This is a genomic window from Formosa sp. Hel1_33_131, assembly GCF_001735745.1.
GTDB lineage: Bacteria > Bacteroidota > Bacteroidia > Flavobacteriales > Flavobacteriaceae > Hel1-33-131.
The window spans coordinates 67646-93517 of record NZ_CP017260.1; the positions used below are offsets into that span (position 1 = coordinate 67646).

At 37.4% G+C, this 25872-nt stretch carries 20 protein-coding genes; 15 read left to right on the top strand and 5 right to left on the bottom strand.

Annotated features, from left to right (window positions below; all coding sequences use genetic code 11):
• Positions 1-3: 3 nt before the first annotated feature.
• Together fahA and FORMB_RS00340 are read left to right on the top strand one after the other, a co-directional pair.
• On the top strand, positions 4-1239 hold the full coding sequence (fahA, locus tag FORMB_RS00335; protein ID WP_069675562.1) for a fumarylacetoacetase: 1236 nt from the start codon (positions 4-6) through the stop codon (positions 1237-1239).
• A gap of 10 nt (positions 1240-1249) precedes the next feature.
• On the top strand, positions 1250-1882 hold the full coding sequence (locus tag FORMB_RS00340) for a flavin reductase family protein (protein ID WP_069675563.1): 633 nt from the start codon (positions 1250-1252) through the stop codon (positions 1880-1882).
• 21 nt (positions 1883-1903) lie between these two features.
• Here the strand turns inward: FORMB_RS00340 and mnmE are convergent, their stop codons facing one another.
• Positions 1904-3292, bottom strand: coding sequence for a tRNA uridine-5-carboxymethylaminomethyl(34) synthesis GTPase MnmE (gene mnmE / locus FORMB_RS00345; RefSeq protein WP_069675564.1), 1389 nt, complete (start codon positions 3290-3292; stop codon positions 1904-1906).
• Positions 3293-3384: 92 nt separating this feature from the next.
• Between mnmE and FORMB_RS00350 the strand changes: the two genes are divergently transcribed.
• A complete protein-coding gene (locus tag FORMB_RS00350; protein WP_197493479.1) occupies positions 3385-4527 on the top strand; it encodes a TlpA disulfide reductase family protein in 1143 nt (380 codons plus the stop codon).
• Between the two features lie 17 nt (positions 4528-4544).
• Here FORMB_RS00350 and FORMB_RS00355 read toward each other — a convergent pair whose 3' ends face one another.
• Entirely contained in the window at positions 4545-5192 is a 648-nt protein-coding gene (locus FORMB_RS00355) for a rhomboid family intramembrane serine protease (protein ID WP_069675566.1), read from the bottom strand.
• A gap of 53 nt (positions 5193-5245) precedes the next feature.
• Between FORMB_RS00355 and FORMB_RS00360 the strand changes: the two genes are divergently transcribed.
• Positions 5246-6118 carry a lysophospholipid acyltransferase family protein gene (locus FORMB_RS00360; protein ID WP_069675567.1) on the top strand — a complete coding sequence of 291 codons (873 nt, stop codon included), beginning with the start codon at positions 5246-5248 and terminating at the stop codon, positions 6116-6118.
• On the opposite strand, the gene glmM is transcribed toward FORMB_RS00360, so the two are convergent.
• Positions 6115-7503: a phosphoglucosamine mutase gene (gene glmM / locus FORMB_RS00365; RefSeq protein WP_069675568.1), complete on the bottom strand. Its 1389-nt coding sequence runs from the start codon at positions 7501-7503 to the stop codon at positions 6115-6117. The two genes, FORMB_RS00360 and glmM, sit on opposite strands and share 4 nt — an antisense overlap.
• A gap of 71 nt (positions 7504-7574) precedes the next feature.
• Between glmM and FORMB_RS00370 the strand changes: the two genes are divergently transcribed.
• Positions 7575-8156, top strand: a complete 582-nt coding sequence (locus FORMB_RS00370) for an acyl carrier protein phosphodiesterase (RefSeq protein ID WP_069675569.1) — start codon at positions 7575-7577, stop codon at positions 8154-8156.
• A gap of 4 nt (positions 8157-8160) precedes the next feature.
• Here the strand turns inward: FORMB_RS00370 and recG are convergent, their stop codons facing one another.
• Together recG and FORMB_RS00380 are read right to left on the bottom strand one after the other, a co-directional pair.
• The gene (gene recG / locus FORMB_RS00375) at positions 8161-10266 is read right to left on the bottom strand and encodes an ATP-dependent DNA helicase RecG (protein ID WP_069675570.1); all 2106 of its coding nucleotides are present in this window, start codon (positions 10264-10266) and stop codon (positions 8161-8163) included.
• 9 nt (positions 10267-10275) lie between these two features.
• The gene (locus FORMB_RS00380; protein WP_069675571.1) at positions 10276-10800 is read right to left on the bottom strand and encodes a DUF7935 family protein; all 525 of its coding nucleotides are present in this window, start codon (positions 10798-10800) and stop codon (positions 10276-10278) included.
• Positions 10801-10980: 180 nt separating this feature from the next.
• Between FORMB_RS00380 and FORMB_RS00385 the strand changes: the two genes are divergently transcribed.
• The 10 genes from FORMB_RS00385 (at position 10981) to FORMB_RS00430 (ending at position 25836) form a co-directional block, all read left to right on the top strand.
• The gene (locus FORMB_RS00385; protein ID WP_069675572.1) at positions 10981-13302 is read left to right on the top strand and encodes an ATP-dependent helicase; all 2322 of its coding nucleotides are present in this window, start codon (positions 10981-10983) and stop codon (positions 13300-13302) included.
• A gap of 14 nt (positions 13303-13316) precedes the next feature.
• Positions 13317-13937 carry an L-threonylcarbamoyladenylate synthase gene (locus tag FORMB_RS00390; RefSeq protein ID WP_069675573.1) on the top strand — a complete coding sequence of 207 codons (621 nt, stop codon included), beginning with the start codon at positions 13317-13319 and terminating at the stop codon, positions 13935-13937.
• A gap of 33 nt (positions 13938-13970) precedes the next feature.
• Positions 13971-16802 carry an excinuclease ABC subunit UvrA gene (gene uvrA, locus FORMB_RS00395; RefSeq protein ID WP_069675574.1) on the top strand — a complete coding sequence of 944 codons (2832 nt, stop codon included), beginning with the start codon at positions 13971-13973 and terminating at the stop codon, positions 16800-16802.
• Between the two features lie 23 nt (positions 16803-16825).
• Positions 16826-17515, top strand: coding sequence for a TIGR00730 family Rossman fold protein (locus FORMB_RS00400; RefSeq protein ID WP_069675575.1), 690 nt, complete (start codon positions 16826-16828; stop codon positions 17513-17515).
• Between the two features lie 18 nt (positions 17516-17533).
• Positions 17534-20380, top strand: coding sequence for a metalloprotease (locus FORMB_RS00405; RefSeq protein ID WP_157498048.1), 2847 nt, complete (start codon positions 17534-17536; stop codon positions 20378-20380).
• A 131-nt stretch (positions 20381-20511) separates the two neighbouring features.
• On the top strand, positions 20512-22923 hold the full coding sequence (locus tag FORMB_RS00410) for an alpha-ketoacid dehydrogenase subunit alpha/beta (protein ID WP_069675576.1): 2412 nt from the start codon (positions 20512-20514) through the stop codon (positions 22921-22923).
• 97 nt (positions 22924-23020) lie between these two features.
• On the top strand, positions 23021-24505 hold the full coding sequence (gene nhaC / locus FORMB_RS00415) for a Na+/H+ antiporter NhaC (RefSeq protein WP_069675577.1): 1485 nt from the start codon (positions 23021-23023) through the stop codon (positions 24503-24505).
• A gap of 130 nt (positions 24506-24635) precedes the next feature.
• A complete protein-coding gene (locus tag FORMB_RS00420) occupies positions 24636-25274 on the top strand; it encodes a peroxiredoxin (RefSeq protein ID WP_069675578.1) in 639 nt (212 codons plus the stop codon).
• 9 nt (positions 25275-25283) lie between these two features.
• Complete coding sequence (locus FORMB_RS00425) at positions 25284-25598, top strand: thioredoxin family protein (RefSeq protein WP_069675579.1); 315 nt, start codon at positions 25284-25286, stop codon at positions 25596-25598.
• Positions 25579-25836, top strand: coding sequence for a DUF6952 family protein (locus FORMB_RS00430; protein WP_069675580.1), 258 nt, complete (start codon positions 25579-25581; stop codon positions 25834-25836). The genes FORMB_RS00425 and FORMB_RS00430 overlap by 20 nt, the downstream gene beginning before the upstream one ends.
• The last annotated feature ends 36 nt before the right edge of the window (positions 25837-25872 follow it).

Consider the following 25872-nt stretch of genomic DNA (forward strand, 5'->3'; position numbering starts at 1 on the left):
CGTATGCAATCTTGGATTAAAATTGATAATAATTCTGATTTTAGTATTTATAATTTACCCTTTGGTATTTTTTCAGAATCCGATCACATCAAAAGAGTTGGTGTTGCTATTGGAGATAAAATAGTAGATGTATATGCCGCTTTTGAGTTGGGTGTTTTTAAAGATTTAGATTTTGATATTACCGTCTTAGAGTCAGAGTACTTAAATGATTTTATTGCCTTAGGGAAATCGACGACCGTAAAAATCAGAGAATACATTCAAGTCGAATTATGCAATGAAAATTCTGTATTAAAATCACACCCTTCTGTATTTATAAAACAAAGCTCCGTGCAGATGCATTTACCTGTAAAAGTCGGTGATTATACCGATTTTTATTCAAGCATAGAACACGCCACCAATATAGGCACCATGTTCAGAGATCCTGACAATGCGTTGCTGCCAAACTGGAAACATTTACCCGTTGGTTATCACGGACGCGCTTCCTCTATCATCGTTAGTGGTGAAAACGTACACCGTCCAAAAGGACAGGTGGTTTTAGCTCCCAATACGGCGCCTGTTTTTCAAGCCTCTACACGAGTAGACTTTGAACTAGAAATGGGCTTTATCATCGGGAAATCAACCAAACTTGGCGATTCTGTTTCAACAGATGCCGCTGATGAGTATATTTTTGGAAAGGTATTATTTAACGACTGGTCGGCACGGGACATTCAAAAATGGGAATACGTTCCTTTAGGTCCCTTTTTAGCGAAAAGTTTTGCATCATCTATGTCGCCATGGGTGGTGACTTTAGAAGCTTTAGAACCGTTTAAAATTGACGGTCCTAAACAAGAACCGACGGTTCTGCCCTATTTGAATTTCAAGGGATCTAAAAATTATGACATTAATTTAGAAGTATCCATTCAACCAGAAAATTGTAAAGAAACGGTGGTGAGTCACTCCAATTTCAAATATATGTATTGGAACATGAACCAACAGCTAGCGCATCATACCGTTAATGGTTGTAATTTGAATGTAGGCGATTTAATGGCTTCAGGCACCATCAGTGGAAAAAGTCCCGATTCCTATGGATCAATGCTCGAGTTGTCGTGGGCAGGCTCAAAACCTGTGGAACTACTTGAAGGAGGCTCACGTAAATTTATTCAAGATAATGATACCGTGATTATGAGAGGTCATTGTCAAAAAGGTGAAATCCGAGTTGGGTTTGGAGCCGTTAAATCAACACTTTTAAAAACTACTTAAAAAAAATAGCATGTCAACCATAAAATCATTTGATCCCGAATTACTAGAAACTAGAGATGTTCATAGACTGCTCTCCTCCGCTATTGCTCCAAGACCTATTGCGTTTGCAAGTACCATAGACGCCAAGGGAAATGTCAACTTGAGTCCATTTAGCTTTTTTAATGTATTTAGCTCTAATCCACCCATATTAATTTTCTCACCGGCAAGACGTGTACGCGATAACACTACAAAACATACGCTTCAAAATGCTACAGAAACAAAAGAAGTAGTGATTAATATCGTTGATTATTCAATTGTCGAACAAATGTCAGAAACGAGTAAAGAGTATGACAAAGGCGTGAATGAATTTACAGAAACAGGATTGACTGAAGTCCCCTCGATTAAAGTGAAGCCCCCGAGAGTTATGGAATCCCCAGTCTCTTTTGAATGTGTAGTTGAAAATATTGTCTCTCTTGGTGAACATGGCGGTGCTGGCCAATTGATCATAGCCAAAGTAGTTCACATCCATGTGAAATCGGAGTTCTTAGATGAAAACAACCAAATTGATTCCGAAAAATTAGATCTTGTCGCACGCTTAGGGGGTGATTGGTACACCCGTGTGACAAAAGATAGCATGTTTAAACTTGAAAAACCTGAAGGGTGATTTCGTATTTATTGTGTCTAATTACTTTCCAATACAAAAGTTTGCAAAGATATTCCCTAACAGGTCGTCTGAAGTAATTTCGCCGGTAATCTCACCAAAATGATACAATGCCTGACGGATGTCTATTGCTAATAAATCTCCAGAAAGGTTAGCATCCATCCCCTGTTGTACTTTTTGAACTTCAGCCAGTGCTTTTAAAAGAGAATCGTAATGTCTGGAGTTTGTAATGATGGTATCATTATTTCTCAAAGCACCTGTATTTACAAATTCTAACAACTTCGCTTTTAAAGTATCGATACCCAACCCGCTTTTAGCAGAAGTAAAAAGCGTATGAGGATATACAAAAGAGGTTTCAATATATTCCTGATCCGCTTCATCCATTTTATTAGCTACAACGATCAGTTGTTTATCTGGGTACTGTTCTTGAATTTTTCGAATCTCTGAATTAAAAATCTGAATAGTTTCTGTTGTGACCTTAGTAGCATCTAGTAAATATAATACCACTTGGGATTGGGTGATTTTTTCAAATGTTTTTTTGATACCGATACTTTCAATGGCATCCTTGGTGGTTCGAATGCCCGCTGTATCTATAAATCGAAACTTAATGCCTTCGATTGTAATTTCATCTTCGATAGCATCACGAGTTGTTCCAGCAATATCACTTACAATGGCTTTATCTTCGTTTAAAAGCGCGTTTAATAACGTAGATTTCCCCACATTAGGTGCCCCAATTATAGAAATTGGAATTCCATTTTTGATTACATTCCCGGTTGAAAACGAATCAATCAAATGTTTTAATACCTTAATAATACGTTCTAATAAATCTTCAAATTGTTTCCGATCTGCAAACTCTACATCTTCCTCAGAAAAATCAAGTTCTAATTCAATCAAGGAAGCAAAGTTTAACAACTCATCACGTAAAACTTTAATCTCATTACTAAACCCTCCACGCATCTGTTGCATAGCAATTTGATGGGAGGCTTTGTTATCACTAGCAATCAAATCAGCTACGGCTTCGGCCTGACTCAAATCGAGCTTTGCGTTGAGAAATGCACGGAGGGTAAATTCCCCTGGATTTGCAATACGCGCTCCGTTACGTACAAATAATTGTATGATTTCTTGTTGTATATAAGAGCTCCCATGACAAGAAACCTCCACCACATCCTCACCTGTGTAGGATTTTGGATTTTTAAAAACAGATACCAATACTTCGTCCAAAATTCGTGAATCTTCTACGATATGTCCTAAATGAATGGTATGTGTTTTTTGAGTCGTTAGTTTTTTGGCATGTATCGATTTAAAAAACGCATCTACTTTCGTAATTGCTTCAGGGCCTGAAAGTCGAATAATAGCAATCGCGCCTGCTCCGGACGGAGTGGCTAAAGCAATAATAGTGTCGTTTTGATACAATGGATTAATTTTTTACAAAAGTATTAATATTACTTCAAATGGGAGAAGTAATATTTTTAATTTATTTTTGTAAAAATTTAAAATACTTACAGATGAAAACTCAAATCATTTCTATCCTTGTTATTGCACTTTTGTTTGGTTGCAAACCTTCAACGTCAAATCATGAAGGCGAATACGAAGTATTTGTCAAAGCTGAGGGCGTTTATGATGGCTTAAGAGCCTATTTGATAAAGACTGAAAATGGCAGAAATAGAAAAGCCACCGATACTGCTATTGTTTTTAATGGAACGTTTCGTTTTAAAGGAGAAATAAAAGGGGCCGAAATGCGTGCCTTGACCATTGATGGCGTGAGAGGTCAAACCTCTGTTTTTATAGAACCTGGAAATATTAATATAGAAATTTATAAAGATAGTATTCATAAATCAAAAGTAGAAGGTACTTATAACAATAAAGTTTTTAATGATTATAAAAATAAATACCAAGAAAAAACAGAAGCGATCGAGGCTGTGAAAGCTGAGTTCTTAAGTTCTGAAAAAGATTCAGAAGGCTTAAAAGCACTTCAAAAGAAAGGAGATTTTTTGAGAGCCCAATTGAAAAATTTCGGATATGAATTTATTGAAGAAAATAACGATTCCGATTTTTCATTATTTATATTGGAAGGTCTTACAGGACAAAAGGGCTTTGATCTGGAATTGGCAACTAAAGCCTACGAAAATATCGAAGAGTCTATCAAGACTAAAAACGAAACAAATCAACAGATCTCAAATCGTATTAAAGAAAAAATTGAAAGCAACCCAAATAAAGCGAAAATAAAAATTGGCATGAAAGCGCCTGACTTCTCTGCGCCTAATCCAGAGGGAGAACAAATCACCTTAAGTAAAATTAAAGGAAAAGTTACCATTGTTGATTTTTGGGCCTCTTGGTGCAAGCCCTGCCGAATTGAAAACCCTAATTTGGTAAGACTTTATGACACCTACCATTCAAAAGGATTAGAAATTATCAGTGTTTCATTGGAACGCGGAGATCAGAAAGCGTTTTGGATTGAGGCCATAAAAAAAGATCAACTAAGTTGGTATAACGTCTCTAATCTAAAGTTCTGGCAAGACCCCATTGCACAAGCTTACAGTGTCAATTCGATTCCTGCGACCTTTATTTTGGACGAAAACGGAACTCTTATCGCCGAACGTTTAAGAGGTGCTGAATTGGAAGCGAAAATTAAGAGCTTATTGGAGTAAGTTAAGAATAGTTACTTCTAAATCTTATTGTTTTTATGCATCACAAACAGAATAACAATTGGAATAGCGAGAACGATTACCATCCATAAATGAGTCTCTAAAACTTGAGGAGCAATCAACAATGTAAGAACATACCCTCCAATAGCTCCACCAAAATGGGCGTCGTGTCCTATATTTCCAACCCGTGATTTCATCCCATAAATGGAATACAACATATACCCGACTCCTACCACATAAGATGGAATCGGAATGGGAATAAAATACAGATACAATTCCATTCCAGGGTACAACAAAATAGCGGCGTATAAGATGCCCGTCGCAGCACCACTCGCTCCTACTGCAGAATAGTAAGGTTCATTTTTATGAAAGTAATAAGATAATAGGTTGCCAGAAATTAAACTGCCAAAATAAATCAAAAAGAAATAAAACGGCCCCACGCTATTGATTACTATATCTCCAAAAATATAGAGTGCAAACATATTAAATAACAGATGTTGCAAGTCAACATGTAGAAACCCAGAGACCAACATACGGAGTTGTTCACCACGTTTGATGCCTCCCACATTAAACTTATACGTCTCAAAAAAAGAACGATCTTTAAAACCCTTAAAAGAGCAAAGTGCGTTGAGGGCTATAATAATCAGGGTATAAATAGAAATGTCCATAGGGATATATTAAATAAACTATATATTTGCGACTGTAAATTTAATCTTTTTAAATGCAATTACTAGCGTACATTTTAATTTACCCAATTTTGTGGATGGTTTCCATTCTCCCATTTCGATTGCTATACGCCGTTTCAGACCTTTTATATGTGTTGATGTACCATGTTTTTGGCTATAGAAAAAAAACTGTTCGAGAGAATCTTAAACTTGTATTCCCTGAAAAATCGGATTTAGAAATTAAGACGATTTCAAAGAAATTCTATCACCATTTTTGTGATATGATTTTGGAATCTATCAAATCAATGAATATTTCCTTGGAGTCCATGAAGGCGCGTTACACCTTTAAAAATTTGGATATCATTAAGGGTTTTGAAAAACAAAACAAAAGCATCGTGCTTATGTGTGCGCACTATGGTAGTTGGGAATGGATTTTTATTCTTCAAACCTACACGAGTCATCGCGGTTATGGCATCTATAAAAGACTTCAAAACAAGTATTTCGATCGCTTAATCAAGTCCATTAGAGCCCGTTACAACAGTTATCTCATTACAACCAAAGAAACATTTTCTGTTTTGGAAGAAGCCAAAAAAAATGGCATTCTGTCCATGAATGGATTTGCCTCCGACCAATCGCCTAAGAAAGACAAAGCCCGTCACTGGAATGAATTTATGGGTATTAAAGTTCCCGTACATACTGGTGCCGAAATGATGGCTAAAAAACTGGACATGCCTGTTGTGTTTTTTGCTGTAGAACGTAAAAAAAGAGGATACTATGAAGCAACCTTTCAAACCTTGGCAGAAAACCCAACTGACTTTAAGGATTATGAAATTACTGACAAATTTCTAAAACTTGTGGAAACTCAAATTCACGAAGCGCCTGAATATTACCTTTGGACGCACAAACGTTGGAAACATCGCGAGCTTTAAAGTCCCGCTACTTTCTTTATTTCATCAATAATTTTATCAGCTAAAACATCTGCTTTTTCTTGAGATGGTGCTTCTGTATAGATGCGAATAATGGCTTCTGTATTGCTTTTTCTTAAATGCACCCACTCGGAAGCAAAATCGATTTTAACTCCATCAATTGTAGAAATTTGTTCGTGTGCGTACTTGGCTTCCATCGCCACTAAAATAGCATCCACATCAATAGAAGGATTTAAGTCAATTTTCTTCTTGCTCATAAAGTAAGAAGGATAACTAGCCCTCAGCTCGCTAACCGCTATTTTACGCTCCGCTAATAAACTCAGAAATAAGGCCACTCCTACCAAGGCATCACGTCCATAATGTGACTCAGGATAAATAATTCCGCCGTTGCCTTCACCCCCAATAACCGCATTGGTTGCTTTCATGGCGTTGACGACATTCACTTCTCCTACGGCACTCGCTGTATACGTTCCGCCATGTTTTTCGGTCACATCTCTCAACGCTCGTGTAGAACTGAGATTACTCACCGTATTTCCTGGGCGTTGACTTAAAATATAATCGGCACAAGCCACTAAAGTATATTCTTCTCCAAACATCACTCCCTTTTCATCCATAAATGCCAAACGGTCCACATCTGGATCGACGGCAATTCCAAAGTCGGCATGAGAAGACACTACCTTTTCGGATAAATCTGTTAAGTGTTGCTTCAGCGGTTCTGGATTGTGTGGAAATTGTCCGTTGGGTTCGCAATGAATTTTGACTGCCTCAACACCTAAACGTTCCAACAAAAGTGGAATGGCAATCCCACCCGTAGAATTCACAGCATCGACCACCACTTTAAAATTACAGTCCGAAATTGCTTTTACATTCACAAATTCCAGATCCAACACTTCATCGATATGAATGTCAAAATAAGCTTGATTTTCAGTAATTGTGCCTAAATCATCTACATCCGCAAATTCCATAGCATCTGCCGCTGCGATATCTAAAACACGTTGGCTGTGTTCGGCATTTAAAAACTCTCCATTATGATCTAAAAGTTTTAAAGCATTCCATTGTTTTGGGTTATGACTCGCCGTCAAGATAATACCGCCATCAGCATGTTCTAAAGGGACTGCAATTTCAACGGTTGGTGTCGTTGACAGGTCTAAATCAATCACATCAATCCCCATTCCAATCAGTGTATTCATGACTAAGTTTTGAACCATCGCTCCCGAAATTCGAGCATCTCTTCCAACCACCACACGGTAATTTTCTTTAGTGCGTTGTGATTTGATCCACGTTCCGTACGCCGCAGCGAATTTCACAGTGTCTATAGGGGTTAAATTATCTCCAACAGTACCTCCAATGGTACCGCGAATTCCTGAAATTGATTTGATGAGTGTCATGTAAAAAATAAGTTTCAACAAATATAAGACTTCAAATCAATTATATTAAAATGTATTCATAATATTGCCATATGAATTACTTGGCACATATTTTTCTTTCTGGAGGTCAGCCCGATATTATGATTGGCAACTTTATTGCAGACAGTATTAAAGGCTCAAAATACGACACTTACCCTCCCGAAATCCAAAAAGGAATCTTACTGCACCGTCAAATAGATACAACAACGGATGCCCACCCCGCTTTTCGGCAAAGCACCAAACGACTTCATAAAAATTACGGGCATTATTCAGGGATTATAGTAGATATATTTTACGATCATTTTTTAGCTAAAAATTGGTCGGAGTATTCTGATATTCCTTTAGCCGATTACATTCAATCGTTTTATAAATTATTGCGAGATAATTTTGAAATACTCCCCGCTAACATTCAAAAAATAGCACCTATTATGATGGAGGGCAACTGGCTTTTAATCTATGCCGAACTAGAAGGTATTGACCGTGTGTTAGCTGGTATGAATCGGCGTACAAAAAACAGATCGGGAATGGACAAGGCTGGACAGGAATTAAAAGAATTCTACACACTTTTTGAAGCCGATTTTAGACTGGTGATAAAAGACCTGCAAACACTCAGTGATGATTTTTTAGCTTCTTAAAACCCTAACTAATATAATTCCAGATATTCTTATATTTTCCCATTTTGATATAGGTTTGCGCAATGGGTTGATGCTTTGGATCGATTAATTTCGGATCGGAAACCAGCACCTTTTTAGCCCAATGCCGTGCCAAAGACAAGATGTCTTTATCCTTTACAATATTGGCGATTTTCAATTCTAAGATCCCACTTTGTTGAGTGCCCATCATATCGCCTGGGCCTCGGAGTCGTAAATCAACTTCCGCAATTTCAAATCCATCACTCGAATTGACCATGGTTTTCATGCGGGTTTTACTGTTATCTCCAAGTTTAGACCCTGTCATTAAAATACAATAACTTTGCTCACTTCCACGCCCTACACGCCCTCTCAATTGGTGGAGTTGCGAAAGCCCAAACCGTTCGGCACTTTCAATTATCATCACCGAAGCATTGGGTACATTAACGCCTACTTCAATCACGGTTGTGGCAACCATGATCTGCGTTTCGCCTTTGACAAAACGTTGCATCTCAAATTCTTTATCGGCGGGTTTCATTTGCCCATGTACAATGGATACTTGGTATTTTGGGGTTGGAAAGTCCCGTACAATACCTTCATAACCATCCATTAAATCCTTAAAATCCAAGGTTTCACTTTCGTTAATCAATGGATATACAATATAAATTTGGCGTCCTTTTGCAATTTCATCTCTAATAAACCCAAGTACTTTCAGACGATTGCTGTCAAAACGGTGCACGGTTTTAATCGGTTTTCTACCTGCCGGCAATTCATCAATCACAGAAATATCTAAATCGCCATAAACAGACATTGCTAAGGTGCGTGGGATGGGCGTCGCAGTCATCACCAAAATATGTGGTGGCGACACATTTTTTTTCCACAGTTTGCTACGTTGTGCGACTCCAAAACGGTGTTGCTCGTCAATGATTGCCAAGCCAAGATTCTTGAACTTCACCTTGTCCTCTAAAAGCGCATGCGTTCCAATAATGATTTGTAATTCCCCCGATTCTAATTGTTCGTGAATGATGCGTCGGGCCGCGGTTTTACTCGACCCTGTTAACAATCCGATCTTAACCCCAATTAGGTCACAAAACGGTTTCAAGCCGTTGTAATGCTGAAATGATAAAATTTCTGTGGGTGCCATCAGTGTCGCTTGAAAATCATTATCAATTGCGATGAGCATGGACATCAACGCCACAATAGTTTTCCCCGAGCCCACATCGCCCTGTAACAAGCGGTTCATTTGGGCATTACTGTCCATATCAATTCGAATTTCTTTCAACACCCGTTTTTGAGCGTTGGTCAATTCGAAAGGCAAATGTTCTTTATAAAAGGTGTTAAAATAGGAACCGACGGTTTCAAATCGGTAGCCCTTTATTTTGGTCTTGTGAATGATGTTTTTAAGAATGAGCTGAAGCTGGATGTAAAATAATTCTTCAAACTTTAAACGAAATTGAGACAGACTCAGTAAATTTTGAGTCTTTGGAAAATGTACATTTAAAAAAGCTTCGCTTTTAGATATTAGTTTTTGATGTTCTAAAATCTCCGTAGAAAGCGATTCTTCAAATCGCCCATTCAATTGCAAAAACAATTGTTCCATGATCTTACAAATCACACGGTTCGAAATGCCTCGGTTCGCTAATTTTTCTGTGGAGGGATAAATGGGTTGAATCGCTTTCGACAGGCTTTTGTCATAATCTGTTTTGAGTTCGATATCGGGATGCGGCATACTAAAAGTCCCATTGAACAAATTGATCTTTCCAAAAATCACATAATCCGTATGCGTTTTCAGATGCTCACGAATCCATTTATGGCCTCTAAACCAAACCAATTCCACGTAGCCCGTTTCATCTCTAAAGGTTGCTACAAGGCGTTTACCGCGTTTCTGAGCAATTTCTTTGAATCCTGTAATCTGACCGACAATTTGAACTTCAGCATTGGTAGGTTGCAGTTCAGAAACCTTATAAAATTGCGTGCGATCGATGTACCGGTTTGGAAATAAATTAATCAGGTCTTGATAGGTCTGAATCCCTAATTCTTTACGCAATACTTCGGCACGCCCAGGCCCTACACCTTTCAGATAATCAATGGGAGTTTGAAGTAATGTGTTTTGCATCAATCCACTTTAATACGTTAGTAAATTACTCACTTCATTTTTTAAATACGCTAAGGCAGCATTGCTTGGTGATGGCATATCCATCGATTTTGTGAGGACTAATTCGCGAAATTTATCAGCGGATTCGGCGCTGTTTGAAATGTCACAATTTCTAATAAATTGAATGGTCGTGTTTTTAGCGGTTAAAATGATGTTCCAACATTCTTCCGACAAATAGATTTGCTGAGCTAAATTATGCTCAAACTCTTGTTCGATATTCTGAATCAGTAACTGCTCATAATCTTCCTTTCGTTGAGAAATAGGTTGAATTCTAATGAGTAAATTATTGGGAGCCATACGCTCCAAAACCAACGCCAAACGCTCATACGCCTGAAGTTTTACAGGAAGCACTTCTTTTTGAAGCGATTTATGAAGGATATAGTGACGTCTTTTACTTTCGTTGTTGGTGTACTCTTTGAAAAATAAATACGCAATCGCACCTGTTATAAGGGCTGGAATGCAATACATGATAAGGCTATAAAACTCAATTTCCATTTAAATGTGTGATGTGTTGATTAATAAATGCCAAGTTAATAATTTCCTTCAATATAAAAGCAAAAATTAATGTCTTCAAACGCTTTTAGTAACTTCCCTAGAATTGTTTATAATTTATAGGACTTCCTTTTAAAAATACGAATTACATTCCTTAATTTCACGTCTTAGAAAAAACGAAATTTGAAACAATATTTAAGTCAACTTAACGAGGCACAATTAGCGCCCACCCTTCAAAAAGAAGGACCAATGATTATCATCGCAGGTGCAGGTTCTGGAAAAACCAGAGTCCTCACCTACCGCATCGCCTATTTGATGAGCGAAGGTGTGGATCCTTTTAATATTTTATCCCTCACTTTTACCAACAAGGCGGCTCGTGAAATGAAAACACGTATTTCTTCGATTGTAGGAGATAGCGAAGCGAAAAACCTGTGGATGGGAACCTTTCACTCTGTATTTGCAAAAATATTACGTATTGAAGCCGATAAATTGGGCTACCCTTCCAATTTTACGATTTATGACACACAAGATTCGCAACGCTTAATTTCTTCGATTATAAAGGAGAAAAAACTGGATAAAGACATCTATAAATACAAGCAAGTCCAATCTCGAATCTCCTCCTATAAAAACAGTTTGATTACGGTCAAAGCCTATTTTCAAAATCCCGATCTGAAGGAAGCGGATGTCATGGCAAAACGCCCCGAAATGGGCGAGATTTATAAAGAATATGTATCCCGTTGTTTCAAAGCGGGTGCGATGGATTTTGATGATTTATTACTCAAAACCAACGAATTAATCACACGATTCCCTGAAGTGTTGGCAAAATATCAAGATCGTTTTCGGTATATTTTAGTGGATGAGTATCAAGATACAAACCACTCTCAATATTTAATTGTACGAGCACTTTCGGACCGTTTCCAAAACATTTGTGTTGTGGGAGATGATGCCCAAAGTATTTATGCATTTCGAGGAGCGAACATCAATAATATCTTAAATTTTCAAAAGGATTATGACAATGTAAAAATGTTCCGATTGGAGCAGAATTACCGTTCGACAAAAAACATTGTGAATGCTGCCAATTCTATTATTGAAAAAAATCAAACCAAGCTAGAAAAAGTAGTTTGGACGGCGAATGAAGAAGGTCCCAAAATTATTGTCAACCGATCATTAACGGATGGTGACGAAGGGCGTTATATTGCCAGTACTATCTTTGAAAACAAGATGCAAAACCAAGCCAAGAATGGTGATTTTGCCGTACTGTATCGTACCAATGCACAATCGCGATCGATTGAAGATGCCTTGAGAAAACGAGGTTTGGAATATCGGATTTACGGAGGCTTGTCCTTTTATCAACGAAAAGAAATAAAAGATGTCCTCTCCTATTTGAGAATTATCATCAATCCTTCAGATGAAGAGGCTTTAAAACGGATCATTAATTTTCCTGGGCGAGGGATTGGTCAAACAACGATTGACCGTCTAATTGTATCTGCCAATGAACATAATAAAACCATTTTTGAAATTCTAAAACACCTTCATGAGCTTCCCATAAACATCAATGCGGGGACTAAAACCAAACTGCAAAACTTTACAACGATGATTGAAAGTTTTAAGGTGATGAGTCAAACAATGAATGCCTTTGATTTGGCAGAGAATGTATGTAAAGCCAGTGGATTGATTCAGGAGTTTAAAAAAGATGGAACTCCCGAAGGCATTACCCGTTTGGAAAACATTGAAGAATTGCTGAATGGGATCAAAGATTTTGTGGAAGGACAACAAGAATTAGCGGACTCCACAGGATCCATTGCAGAGTTTTTAGAAGATGTTGCTCTGGCAACGGACTTAGATAATGAAGAAGGTGACGACAGCGACAAGGTGGCATTGATGACCATCCATTTGGCAAAAGGATTGGAGTTTCCGTATGTGTATATTGTTGGTTTGGAAGAAGATTTATTCCCGAGTGCAATGAGCATGAGTACACGTGAAGAATTGGAAGAAGAACGCCGTTTATTTTACGTGGCGTTGACCCGTGCTGAAAAACAAGCCTATCTGACCTATGCCCTCTCGCGATACCGCTGGGGGAAACTCGTAGATTCAGAACCCAGTCGCTTTATCGAAGAAATTGATGAGCAGTATTTGGAGATTGTCACGCCTAAAGAAGAACGCCGTTTCAACCCGATGTTAAGTGCTGATATTTTTGGAGATGTGGACCCAAATACGGTGCGCTACAAGAAGCCGGCTTACATGAAAGCCAAGCCAAAAGTTCAAGAGAAATTTCAAATATCGACACCTAAGAATTTAAAAAAGGTCAGTGAAACAAAACCCAATACTAACTTATTTGACAATAAATTAATTGTAGGTGATGTTGTGAATCACCAACGATTTGGAAAAGGAAATGTGTTAAGTATCGAAGGAAAAGCAGCGGATTTGAAGGCTGAAATTAAATTTGAAACGGGAGGTGTTAAAAAGCTATTGCTACGGTTTGCAAAACTTGAAATCATTTCATAAACACACTGAATTTTATGTCCGAACTTCTCAAAATATATCCAGAAAATCCAAACCCAAAGGCCATTCAAAAGGTGGTTGAAGTCCTTAAAAAGGGAGGGCTGATTATCTATCCAACGGATACAGTTTATGGATTGGGATGTGACATTACCAACGTAAAGGCTTTGGAACGTGTTGCCAAAATTAAAGGCGTCAAACTGGAGCGGTCAAACTTTTCGTTTATTTGTCATGACTTGAGTAATTTGAGTGATTATGTGACCCAAATTGAAACGCCCATATTTAAACTTTTGAAACGAAATCTTCCAGGACCTTATACCTTTATTCTTCCTGGAGCGAATACATTGCCGCATCCGTTTAAGAAAAAGAAAACGGTTGGAATTCGAATTCCAGATAACTCAATTGCGTTGGAAATTGTAAAGGCATTGGGCAATCCAATTGTATCTACGTCGATTCATGATGAGGACGAGATTCTGGAATACACTACAGATCCAGAATTGATTTTTGAAAAATGGAATTCTAAAGTTGACATGGTTATTGATGGTGGTTATGGAGACAATCAGCCGTCAACGATTATCGAAGTCAATGGAACGGAAGTGACTATTGTTAGGGAAGGTAAAGGAAGTATTGATCTATTTTAATGACAACTAATTAAGCGCGTACAGAACATATTTATGAGCAAGTTTGATGAATTTATAGAAGTAAAAGGTGCCAGAGTACACAATTTAAAAAATATTGATGTAAAGATTCCTCGGGATCAATTGGTAGTGATTACAGGGCTTTCAGGAAGTGGAAAATCTTCGTTGGCATTTGATACGATTTATGCGGAAGGGCAACGCCGTTATATTGAAACCTTTTCAGCCTATGCACGTCAGTTTTTAGGGAGTTTAGAACGGCCTGATGTTGATAAAATTGATGGGCTTTCGCCAGTCATTGCGATTGAACAAAAAACAACGAGTAAATCGCCCCGATCGACGGTAGGAACCATTACCGAAATTTATGATTTTTTAAGGTTACTATTTGCAAGAGGATCCGATGCCTACAGTTATAATACCAATGAAAAAATGGTAAGTTATAACGATGACCAAATCAAAGACCTGATATTAGAATCCTTTAACGGGCAACGCATCTCCATTTTATCGCCTGTCATACGTTCTCGAAAAGGACATTACAGAGAGCTGTTTGAACAGATTGCAAAACAAGGCTTCGTGAAAGTGAGAACTGATGGTGTAATTGTCGATATTACCAAAGGCATGATGCTAGACCGATATAAAATGCACGATATTGAAATTGTGATCGACCGTCTTAAAATTGACGCAACGGCACAGTCCACAAGTCGACTGAACGAAAGCATCAATACAGCAATGTATCATGGCGAAAATGTGCTGATGGTCATTGAAGAAGACACCAAAGAAGTGCGTTTTTTCAGTCGAGATTTGATGTGTCCCACATCTGGAATTTCCTATCCAAACCCAGAACCAAACAACTTTTCATTCAATTCTCCCAAAGGCGCGTGCCCAGACTGTAGTGGTATTGGAACGCTTTATAAAGTAAATGAAACCAAAATCATTCCTGACACAAGTCTGTCTATAAAAAATGGAGGGCTTGCACCACAAGGTGCTCAGAAAGAATCTTGGATGTTTAGACAATTAGAGCTCATAGGACGACGCTTTGATTTCAAGCTTTCGGATCCCATTTCAAAAATCCCAAAGGAAGCCTTAAAGATTATCTTATACGGTGGTAAAGATGATTTTTCAGTGGATAGTAAAACCTTAGGCGTTTCACGTAATTATGTGATTAATTTTGAAGGCATCGCTAATTTTATCGAAAGCCAATACAAGAATGCCGATTCTACGTCCATCCAACGTTGGGCAAAAAGCTATATGGACAATATTAAATGTCCAACTTGTGAAGGCTCTCGACTTAAAAAAGAATCGTTATACTTCAAAATTAACTCTCAAAATATTGCCGAACTTTCTGAAATGGATGTGGTAGATTTAGCCGAATGGTTCAAAGAATTACCAAATCATCTTTCTAAAAATCAAGAAATCATTTCGAAAGAAATTATTAAAGAAATTTCGACACGCTTACAATTCCTCTTGGATGTTGGTTTGGATTATTTATCAATCAGTAGAAGTTCAAAATCTCTTTCTGGTGGAGAAGCCCAACGGATTCGTTTGGCTACACAAATAGGCTCACAACTGGTGGGGGTCTTGTATATTTTAGATGAACCAAGCGTTGGTTTGCACCAACGAGATAATGAAAAACTCATCAAATCTTTAATTGCTTTAAGAGACGTAGGGAATTCGGTGATTGTGGTAGAACACGATAAAGAGATGATAGAACAAGCAGATCATGTGATTGATATTGGACCAAAAGCGGGAAAACATGGCGGGGAAATTATCAGTCAAGGAACGCCAAAAGACATTCTAAATAGTGGCACTATGACCGCGGATTATTTGAGTGGTGTTAAAAAAATTGAAGTTCCAAAAACCCGTAGAGAAGGAAATGGAAAGTTTTTAGAGCTCAAAGGATGTACAGGAAATAACCTGAAAAATGTGTCCATAAAGTTACCACTCGCCAAAATGATTGGAATAACAGGTGTTTCAGGAAGTGGTAAATCGACCTTAATAAATGAAACCCTCTACCCTATTTTAAATAATTATTATTTTCATGGAGTGATGGAACCGATGCCTTATAAATCTATTAAAGGCTTGGAACATTTAGACAAAGTGATCGATATCAATCAGTCACCTATTGGACGAACGCCACGAAGTAATCCTGCTACTTATACAGGGGTATTTGGAGAAATCAGGGCCTTATTTGCTAAAATCCCAGAAGCCATGATTCGCGGTTACAAATTAGGACGCTTTAGTTTTAATGTGGTTGGTGGACGCTGTGAAACATGTAGAGGTGGTGGTCTGAGAGTTATTGAAATGAACTTCTTGCCAGATGTTTATGTCGAATGCGAATCCTGTCAGGGGAAACGATTTAATAGAGAAACCTTAGAAATTAGGTACAAAGGAAAATCAATCAGTGATGTCTTGAATATGACGATCGATGAAGGCGTGGATTTCTTTGAGTTGATTCCGAAAATTCACCGAAAATTAAAAACCATTAAAGATGTTGGTTTGGGCTACATTACGTTAGGACAACAAAGTACTACGCTTTCTGGTGGGGAGGCACAACGGATTAAATTGGCCACAGAACTGAGCAAGCGCGACACTGGAAATACCATTTATATTTTAGACGAACCGACAACGGGGCTTCATTTCGAAGACATTCGCGTGTTAATGGGTGTGCTTAATAAATTGGTAAACAAAGGCAATACGGTGATTATTATCGAACACAATTTAGATGTGATAAAAACCGTTGATTACATCATAGACATTGGTCCTGAGGGTGGTAAAGGCGGTGGCGAGATTCTTGTAAAGGGAACGCCAGAAGTTGTTATAAAAAACAAAACGAGTCATACTGCTAAGTTTTTAAAAAAAGAATTACATTAGTAGGCATTAAATAAAATTGAATTATGGGACCGGAACAGAAACACAAAGGGTGGAATGAAATAAAAACAAACGACTCTTGGGCGATTTTTAAAATCATGGGGGAATTTGTAAATGGGTTTGAGAAAATGAGTAAGATTGGGCCTTGTGTGTCCATTTTTGGATCTGCAAGAACGCCGACAGAAGACACCTATTATAAATTATCTACAGAAGTCGCAGCAGCGATTGTAGATGCTGGTTACGGCGTTATTACGGGCGGTGGCCCTGGAATTATGGAAGCTGGAAATAAAGGCGCACATTTAGCAGGCGGAACATCTGTTGGACTTAACATTGAGCTCCCTTTTGAACAACATAACAATCCATATATCGACCGCGATAAGAGTTTAGATTTTGACTATTTTTTTGTTAGAAAGGTGATGTTTGTAAAATATTCTCAAGGAATTGTTGTGATGCCTGGAGGCTTTGGAACCTTGGATGAACTGTTTGAAGCCATTACATTAATTCAAACTAAAAAAATTGAAAAATTTCCTGTTATTCTTGTAGGATCTACCTTTTGGAACGGCTTGTTAGAATGGATTAAAGCGACCTTATTAGAACGTTTTGAAACCATTAGCGCCAAAGATTTAGACTTAATTCACGTGGTAGATACTTCTGATGAAGTCATTAGCATTCTAAATAATTTTTATAAAGAATATCAATTAAGCCCTAATTTCTAATTGTACAAAACTAAATTGTTGACTGTAAGACCGTTATTAAAGGCCCTATTAACGCTTATTATTTATATAAGTGTATCCTCTGTTTTTGGACAACATGCCATGCAAATAGAGGCTGTCTTAGATGCAGAGAAGAATACCATAACTATAAAACAACGCATTGACTATCAAAATAATTCTGATGAGAGTTTAAGTGCGTTGTATTTTAATGATTGGACGTCCAGCTATAGCAGTCCAACAACGCCTCTTGCAAAACGATTTATAGAAGAATTTGACAATGCCCTACTCTCGGTAAAACCAAAAGATCGTGGCTTTACAGAAATAACTGCGATTCAAAATTCTGCTGGAAACTCTATCGATTACAACTATTTAGAAAACCAACCAGACATTTTCAAAGTCACACTAGAAAATGAATTGTTACCAAACACATCTACAACATTACATTTTGAATATACCCTTCAGATTCAAAGCGATCGATTTACAGGCTACGGAGTCACAAAGGATGGAGATTTCAATTTAAAATACTGGTATTTTTCACCCGCGGTTTATGAACATTCCGAATGGAAATTGTACAGTAATAAGAATATTCAGGATTATTACACACCGGAATCAAGCATAGACATCAGCATGAACGTTCCTGAATTTTATGATGTCGCCTCCGAGTTAAATTTAAGATCCACACAAACAAAAGAACAAAAAAATACCTTTAATTTTACAGGAGAGAAGCGTACAGACAGTCGTCTTTACATTTCCAAAACGCCCTTTTTTAGATTTAACGTTCAGAACTTGAACATCATCACAGATAGTAACGAAACTAAAATAAGTGCTTTAAAGCAAATAGATATCTTTAAAAAAATTGTTAGTTTTTTAGATTCAGAACTCGCAGTCTATTCACAAGATAATTTGTTGATTACAAATACAGACTTGAATAAATATCCTATTTATGGCTTAAATATCATTCCAGACTTTTTAGCACCCTTTTCTAAACAATTTAAATATGAACTGAATCTTCTAAAAAACTTAACAAGGCTTTATTTAAAACGACACTTAAAAATAAACCCAAGAGAATCGTATTGGCTACAGGCAGGATTTGAGAATTTTATGTTAATGAAATATGTCGAACAATTTTATACCGATGAATCATTAATAGGAAAACTATCCAATGTTTGGGGAATCAAATCTTATAATTTAGCCAAACTGAAGTTCAATGACCAATACCCTTTGACCTATTTACACATGGTGCGAACAGGTCGCGATCAAGCATTAAATACTCCAAAAGATGAACTTTTAAAATTTAACGCCAACCTATCCAGCAAATATAAAGCGGCCTTAGGGCTTTTATATCTTGAAGATATCATTGAGGATTCAAAGGTTGAAGAATGGATAAAAGAGCTTGTAAATACGCCTACGCAAGAACTTCTAACTACAGCGCGTTTCAAAACCTATTTAAAGACAAAAACTTCAAAAGACATCGATTGGTTTTTTGATTCCTATTTGACCAACTCCCAACAAATAGATTATAAAATCACTGATGTTGAAACCACGAAAGACTCTATCTATTTTACGGTTAAAAATAAGAAAAAAGGGCAAAGACCTATTTCACTTTTTATGCTTAAAGACGGCAAAGTCATTTCGAAACAATGGCTTACTGAAATTGGTGCTAAAAAACAATTTGTCGTTCCCAACATTCAGGCGGATAAATTAGTGCTTAACTATGATAAAAAGGTTCCTGAATTTGATTTGAGAAACAACTGGAAATCGATATCGGGAAATTCATTATTTAACAAACCGTTTCAAATTCGGTTTTTTAAAGATGTGGAGTCTCCACATGATAATCAATTGTATTTTTTACCCATTGTAGAGTTTAAAAACATCTATGACGGTCTGAATTTAGGAATGAATGTCAATAACAAAGGGGTCTTAAATAAACCCTTTTTGTTTGGAATCACTCCTATATACAGTGTGACTTCGAATGCGCTCACAGGAGGTGCAAAGGTTCGATATAACACCTTTTTTGAAGATCAAAACCTATATAATATCAATTTTGGGATGGCTATAACGCACGCAAGTTTTGCCGAAAATGCTTTTGTAACCAAGACCGTGCCTTATGTTAATTTCAATTTTAGAGATGCTTCTAATCTAAGATCAAACGAATTAAAAAGTTTGAGTTTCAGATATGTTGGTATCGAAAAAGATTTTGTGAAAATAGAAGATGATGAAGCGGTTGCCCCTCCATATAAAGTGTTTAACATTCGATATATCGATGCAAATAATGGCTTTAAAAAATATCATAAATGGTTTCTAGATGCTCAATTTTCAGACCAATTTGGGAAATTATCCTTTAACTACGAAATTAGGAGACGCTCCAATAAAAATCAATTTTATAATGTAAGAGTTTATGCTGGAGCCTTCTTATATTCTAAAATTCCAACTGGTGAGAAAAATTTCGATTTTGCTTTGGACCGTCCCACCGATTATTTGTTCGATTATAATTATTTAGGGCAATTTGAATCTACGGGCATCTTCAGTCAACAACTCATAATTGCCGAAGGTGGATTCAAATCAAAACTAGATACCGCATTTGCAAATGAGTGGTTAACCTCTCTAAATGCCAGTGTTTCGATTTGGAAATACATACAAGCCTATGGAGATGTTGGCGTGTTGAAAAACAAAGGGAATGATCCCATATTTGTGTATGATGCTGGAATCCGACTCAATCTTATTACAGATTATTTTGAAATCTATTTTCCGTTCTATTCTAACCTAGGATGGGAAATCGACCAACCTCAGTACAGTCAGAAAATACGATTTGTGTTTACTGCAGAACCCAAAGCTCTTTTAGGGCTGTTTAGAAGGGAATGGTTTTAATTCAAAACACTTCTTTTCAAAATAACAGGTTTCATGTTTCTCATTCCCAACCCGTTACTTAATTAACATTACAAAGCATAGGACAAAGCCTTGAAATATTTTATATTTGTGCCTCAATAAAATTATTTAGAATGCAAACCAAAAATGACCTTACTAAAGATATAACATTTGAGGACTTCAAAACTGAAGTGTTGAATGACTATACCATAGCGGTCACGAGTAGAGAATGCAGCCTTCTTGGACGCCGCGAGGTTTTGACAGGAAAAGCAAAATTCGGAATTTTTGGTGACGGAAAAGAACTGCCACAATTGGCTTGGGCAAAAGCATTTCAAAATGGTGATTTTAGATCCGGCTATTACAGAGATCAAACCTTTATGATGGCGATTGGAAAACTGAGCATCGAACAATTCTTTTCAGGCCTTTACGGAACTACAGATATCTATCAAGATCCTATGAGTGCCGGAAGGCAAATGGGAGGACATTTTACAACCCATTCATTAGATGATAATTTTGATTGGAAAAATCTAACCCAACAAAAAAACTCAAGTTCAGACATATCCCCTACTGGAGCTCAAATGCCACGATTATTAGGACTGGCACAAGCATCAAAAATCTACCGAAATCTTAAAGATATTGATTCCGAAAAATTTTCTAACTCAGGAAATGAAGTCGCTTGGGGAACCATTGGAAATGCGAGTACAAGTGAAGGCGTATTTTTTGAAACGATAAATGCTGCTGGAGTGCTTCAAGTCCCTATGGTTGTCAGTGTTTGGGACGATGAATACGGCATCTCTGTACATGCAAGACATCAAACAACAAAAGAAAATATTTCTGAAGTTTTAAAAGGATTTCAAAGAGATTCAAAACATAAAGGCTACGAAATCCTAAGAGTAAAAGGATGGGATTATGTGGAACTCATTAACACCTATCAAAAAGCCAGTCAACTCTCAAGAACAGAACACATCCCTGTTTTAATTCATGTGAATGAACTTACACAGCCTCAAGGACATTCTACTTCAGGGTCTCACGAAAGGTATAAAGATGAAGAACGATTGGCATGGGAGAAATCGAATGACTGTAACCTGAAATTTCGCGACTGGATTATTTCTAATGACATTGCGACAGAAGATGAAATTACAGCCATCGATCGCACTGCAAAAAAGAAAGTTCGCGAAGGAAAAATAAAAGCCTGGAAAGAATTTTCTGAGCCCTTAGAAAATGAAAGACAAGAGGCTTTAAAGCTTATGAAGTCCGCAGCAGTGACGGCATCTCAAAGAGCGTTTATTTATAAGATGATCTCTCAGTTAGAGCTTATTCACGACCCGTTACGAAAAGACATTTTAAGTACCGCCCGTCATATTTTAAAACACTTAATCCACGAGAACACTCCTGAAAAAGATAAATTAGTGCAATGGGTGAATGCTTATTTTGAAAAAATTCAACCAAAATACAGCACGCTTCTTTATAGTGAATCAAATTCAAGAGCCACCAATATTCCTGAAGTACTTCCAGTTTTTGATGAAACTTCAAAACAAGTAGATGGTCGTGTCATCTTGCGTGATAATTTTGATAAAATTTTAAGTAAACATCCTGATGTTTTAATTTTTGGAGAAGATACTGGAACGATTGGAGATGTCAATCAAGGACTCGAAGGCTTGCAAGAAAAGTATGGTGAAATGAGAGTTTCAGATACTGGAATTCGTGAAGCAACCATTATAGGACAGGGAATTGGAATGGCGTTACGTGGACTCAGACCCATCGCTGAAATTCAATATCTTGATTATATGGTCTATGCACTTCAAATCATCAGTGATGATTTGTCAACCCTGCATTACCGTACGTTTGGAAAACAAAAAGCACCCTTAATTATTAGAACACGTGGACACCGTTTAGAAGGTATTTGGCATTCTGGTTCTCAATTGGGAGGAATTCTAAATCTAATCAGAGGTGTGTTTGTATTGGTACCAAGAAACATGACCAAAGCAGCTGGGTTTTACAATACACTTTTAGAAAGTGATCAGCCTGCCTTGGTAGTGGAGTGTTTGAATGGATACCGTTTAAAGGAAAAAGAACCTTCCAACTTAGGCGAATTCAGAACACCCGTTGGTATTGTGGAAACAATCAAGCAAGGAGCCGATCTTACCATTGTATCTTATGGCTCTACCTTACGTATTGTGGAGCAAGCTGCCAAAGAATTATTGGAAGTGGATATCGATGTTGAAATTATTGACATTCAATCTCTCATCCCCTTTGACCTTCAAAAAGATATTTCAAAAAGTGTTGAAAAAACAAATCGTCTTCTTATTGTTGATGAAGATGTTCCTGGTGGAGCCTCCGCTTATATTCTTAATGAAATTTTAGAACATCAAAACGTCTATCAAAATTTAGACAGCAAACCCCAAATACTAACCGCTAAAGAACACCGACCCGCTTATGGTACCGATGGTGATTATTTCAGCAAACCCTCCGCAGATGATGTGTTTGAAAAGGTTTATAACATGTTTCATGAAGTGGACCCAACCTCTTTTCCTAAATTAAGATAATTGAAAAGGCTGCATTGAATTTGAATTTCTCTTTGCATTTGCAAAGCTTAGACTAAAATCGTAACATTACAGTTCAAAATCATTGAAGAACTGTCCTATGAAAAGTCAAAACATTACCCCAAACGAACCCGCAGACAACGCAATTATTGAAAATAAAGAGTTGAATATATGGGAAGCACTCATCCCTGTTGTAGCCCTTGTGGCGATGTTGTTTTACAATGTATTTTATGTCTTTGGAGATGATGCTCTTAGTGGTAGTAATCAATTTATTTTGATCTTAGGAGCTGCCGTCGCCGCCATTGTTGGTTTTTATAACAAAGTCAGTTACAAGAAAATGTTAGAGGAAGTTGCCGAAAATGTGAAGTCCACAACAGGAGCACTATTAATTTTATTAATGGTGGGAGCATTAGCTGGAACTTGGCTCATTAGTGGGGTCATTCCATCAATGATTTATTATGGATTACAAATCTTAAACCCCACGTTTTTTCTTGTAGCCTCGGTCATCATTTGTTCCATCATATCCATTGCCACAGGAAGTAGTTGGACCACCTCTGCTACTGTAGGAATTGCATTAATTGGAATCGGAAACACTTTAGGGATCTCTCCTGGAATGACTGCTGGAGCCGTATTATCTGGAGGCTATTTTGGCGATAAAATGTCGCCACTTAGTGATACTACAAATTTAGCACCTGCAATGGCTGGGAGTGAATTGTTTGATCACATAAAATACATGGCTTTAACAACAGTGCCTACTATTATAATAACCCTAATTATTTTTTTAATTATTGGATTGAATATTGATACCAATGGAACCCCCGATATTTCTGATAAACTTCAGGCCATTGATGGCGCATTTAATATTTCGCCTTGGTTGTTTAGTGTCCCCGTTTTAGTTATCATCTTAATCGTTAAAAAAACACCGCCCTTAATAGCATTGCTTATTGGAACGTTGTTGGGAGCGATTGCAGCCGTGATTGCACAACCACAAATTATCATGGCAATCGCAGAAACAAATACATTGAGTTTTGAAGCCGCTTATAAAGGCGTTATGAAAGCGATTACGGTTGACACAGCCGTTGTGACGACGAGTTTAGAACTGAACGATTTATTTACTTCTGGCGGAATGAGTGGTATGTTAGGAACCATTTGGCTAATCGTTTGTGCCATGGTCTTTGGAGGCGTTATGGATGCTATAGGAGCACTTTCTCGAATTAGTAAAGCATTATTAAGTTTGGCTACCAATACCTTTGGATTGTTTGCCAGCACTGTTGCGAGCTGTTTGGCACTGAACGTCACTGCTTCTGATCAATATTTAGCATTGGTTATCCCAGGGAAAATGTTTAAAAAAGCGTATAAAGATCGTGGATTGGCCCCTGAAAACTTAAGCCGTACACTTGAAGATTCTGGAACCGTAACATCGGTATTGGTTCCTTGGAATACCTGTGGCGCTTATCAAAGTGGTGTACTAGGCGTCTCGGTTGCAGATTATTTTATCTTTGCTTTTTTCAATTGGATCAGTCCGTTTATGACCCTCTTATTCGCGGCATTTTCCATCAAAATAAAACAGCTCAAAAAGTCCTAATTAGCTTTCGTTTTACAAGAATCATTTATACTTATAGTAGTATAGGAAATTATAATTTTTCTAAACTAAAATAAGAATAATCATACCCTATCTTTGCGGCTATCAATTTAATAACCAATAAAAAGATATTATGGCAATTGTAGGAAAAAAATTCCCGAATTTAAATGTAGATGCAATGAACGAAATGGGCGATACTTTTAAAGTAAACGTTCTCGAAGAAGCAATCAACAACAAGAAAAAAGTACTCTTATTTTGGTACCCAAAAGATTTTACTTTTGTATGCCCAACAGAATTACACGCATTCGAAGCGGCGAAGGCTGAGTTTGAAAAAAGAAACACCATCGTAATTGGTGCCTCTTGTGATACACCAGAAGTGCATTTTGCATGGTTATCAACAGCGAAAGACAACGGTGGTATTGAAGGTGTTACCTACCCTATTTTAGCGGATTCTAACAGAAACTTAGCATCAACACTTGGGATTTTAGACATCTCAGACGAAACATACAACGAAGAAACGGGTGTGGTACTTGTAGAAGGTGACAACGTTACTTACAGAGCGACTTACATTATTGACGAAGAAGGAACCGTGGTTCACGAAAGTGTCAACCACATGCCACTTGGACGAAATGTATCTGAGTTTTTAAGATTGGTAGACGCCTACACACACGTACAAGAAAAAGGAGAAGTTTGTCCAGCAAACTGGGAAGAAGGCAAAGACGCCATGGCTCCAAATGCAAAAGGAACTGCGAGCTATTTAGCTTCTCACTAAAAACTATTTATCATGCAAGAACTTTCTGAAGACAATCTGCAAGCAATTATTTCTGACAATCCATTTGTGGTGGTACAATACTCCGCGACCTGGTGTGGAAATTGTAGAATTATGAAACCTAAGTTTAAAAAATTAGCGTCTGAAATGCCAGAGGCGACCTTTGTAATCGTAGATGCAGAAAAATTCCCTGAAAGCAGAAAACTCGCAACGGTGGACAATTTGCCTACTTTTGCAATTTTTAAAATAGGACAATTTATAAACCAAACGCAAACTAATAAGTTTGACGTGCTAAAAGAACTTGTAGATGAAACTGCCAGTAATTAAACATTTAACGCAATTTATTGAGGCAAACGACGAAGATTACATCGTGGAAACCCTTGAAACTTTAGAAGCACTCACCGAAGTTCCAAGTCTAAAAGACGAAGAATTAGATGTAATTGGAGAATTAATTTCTAATATGTATGGCGCCCTTGAAGTTCATAAAATGATTAAAGACGGCACACCACAAAAAGAAGCTCTGAATAGCTTTATGAAACGTGTCTTAGGATCGATTGATTCCTAATAATTTTCATTAAAATTTTAAGCCGCTTCTGCAACG

What these genes read in the sequence shown, in the direction of transcription:
- FORMB_RS00370 (WP_069675569.1), top strand. Translation starts at nt 7,575, where the DNA reads ATGAATTACTTGGCACATATTTTTCTTTCTGGAGGTCAGCCCGATATT.
- FORMB_RS00350 (WP_197493479.1), top strand. Translation starts at nt 3,385, where the DNA reads ATGAAAACTCAAATCATTTCTATCCTTGTTATTGCACTTTTGTTTGGT.
- FORMB_RS00355 (WP_069675566.1), bottom strand. Translation starts at nt 5,192, where the DNA reads ATGGACATTTCTATTTATACCCTGATTATTATAGCCCTCAACGCACTT.
- FORMB_RS00360 (WP_069675567.1), top strand. Translation starts at nt 5,246, where the DNA reads ATGCAATTACTAGCGTACATTTTAATTTACCCAATTTTGTGGATGGTT.
- FORMB_RS00430 (WP_069675580.1), top strand. Translation starts at nt 25,579, where the DNA reads ATGAAACTGCCAGTAATTAAACATTTAACGCAATTTATTGAGGCAAAC.
- nhaC (WP_069675577.1), top strand. Translation starts at nt 23,021, where the DNA reads ATGAAAAGTCAAAACATTACCCCAAACGAACCCGCAGACAACGCAATT.
- FORMB_RS00420 (WP_069675578.1), top strand. Translation starts at nt 24,636, where the DNA reads ATGGCAATTGTAGGAAAAAAATTCCCGAATTTAAATGTAGATGCAATG.
- FORMB_RS00400 (WP_069675575.1), top strand. Translation starts at nt 16,826, where the DNA reads ATGGGACCGGAACAGAAACACAAAGGGTGGAATGAAATAAAAACAAAC.
- glmM (WP_069675568.1), bottom strand. Translation starts at nt 7,503, where the DNA reads ATGACACTCATCAAATCAATTTCAGGAATTCGCGGTACCATTGGAGGT.
- FORMB_RS00380 (WP_069675571.1), bottom strand. Translation starts at nt 10,800, where the DNA reads ATGGAAATTGAGTTTTATAGCCTTATCATGTATTGCATTCCAGCCCTT.
- FORMB_RS00340 (WP_069675563.1), top strand. Translation starts at nt 1,250, where the DNA reads ATGTCAACCATAAAATCATTTGATCCCGAATTACTAGAAACTAGAGAT.
- FORMB_RS00390 (WP_069675573.1), top strand. Translation starts at nt 13,317, where the DNA reads ATGTCCGAACTTCTCAAAATATATCCAGAAAATCCAAACCCAAAGGCC.
- FORMB_RS00410 (WP_069675576.1), top strand. Translation starts at nt 20,512, where the DNA reads ATGCAAACCAAAAATGACCTTACTAAAGATATAACATTTGAGGACTTC.
- fahA (WP_069675562.1), top strand. Translation starts at nt 4, where the DNA reads ATGCAATCTTGGATTAAAATTGATAATAATTCTGATTTTAGTATTTAT.
- uvrA (WP_069675574.1), top strand. Translation starts at nt 13,971, where the DNA reads ATGAGCAAGTTTGATGAATTTATAGAAGTAAAAGGTGCCAGAGTACAC.
- recG (WP_069675570.1), bottom strand. Translation starts at nt 10,266, where the DNA reads ATGCAAAACACATTACTTCAAACTCCCATTGATTATCTGAAAGGTGTA.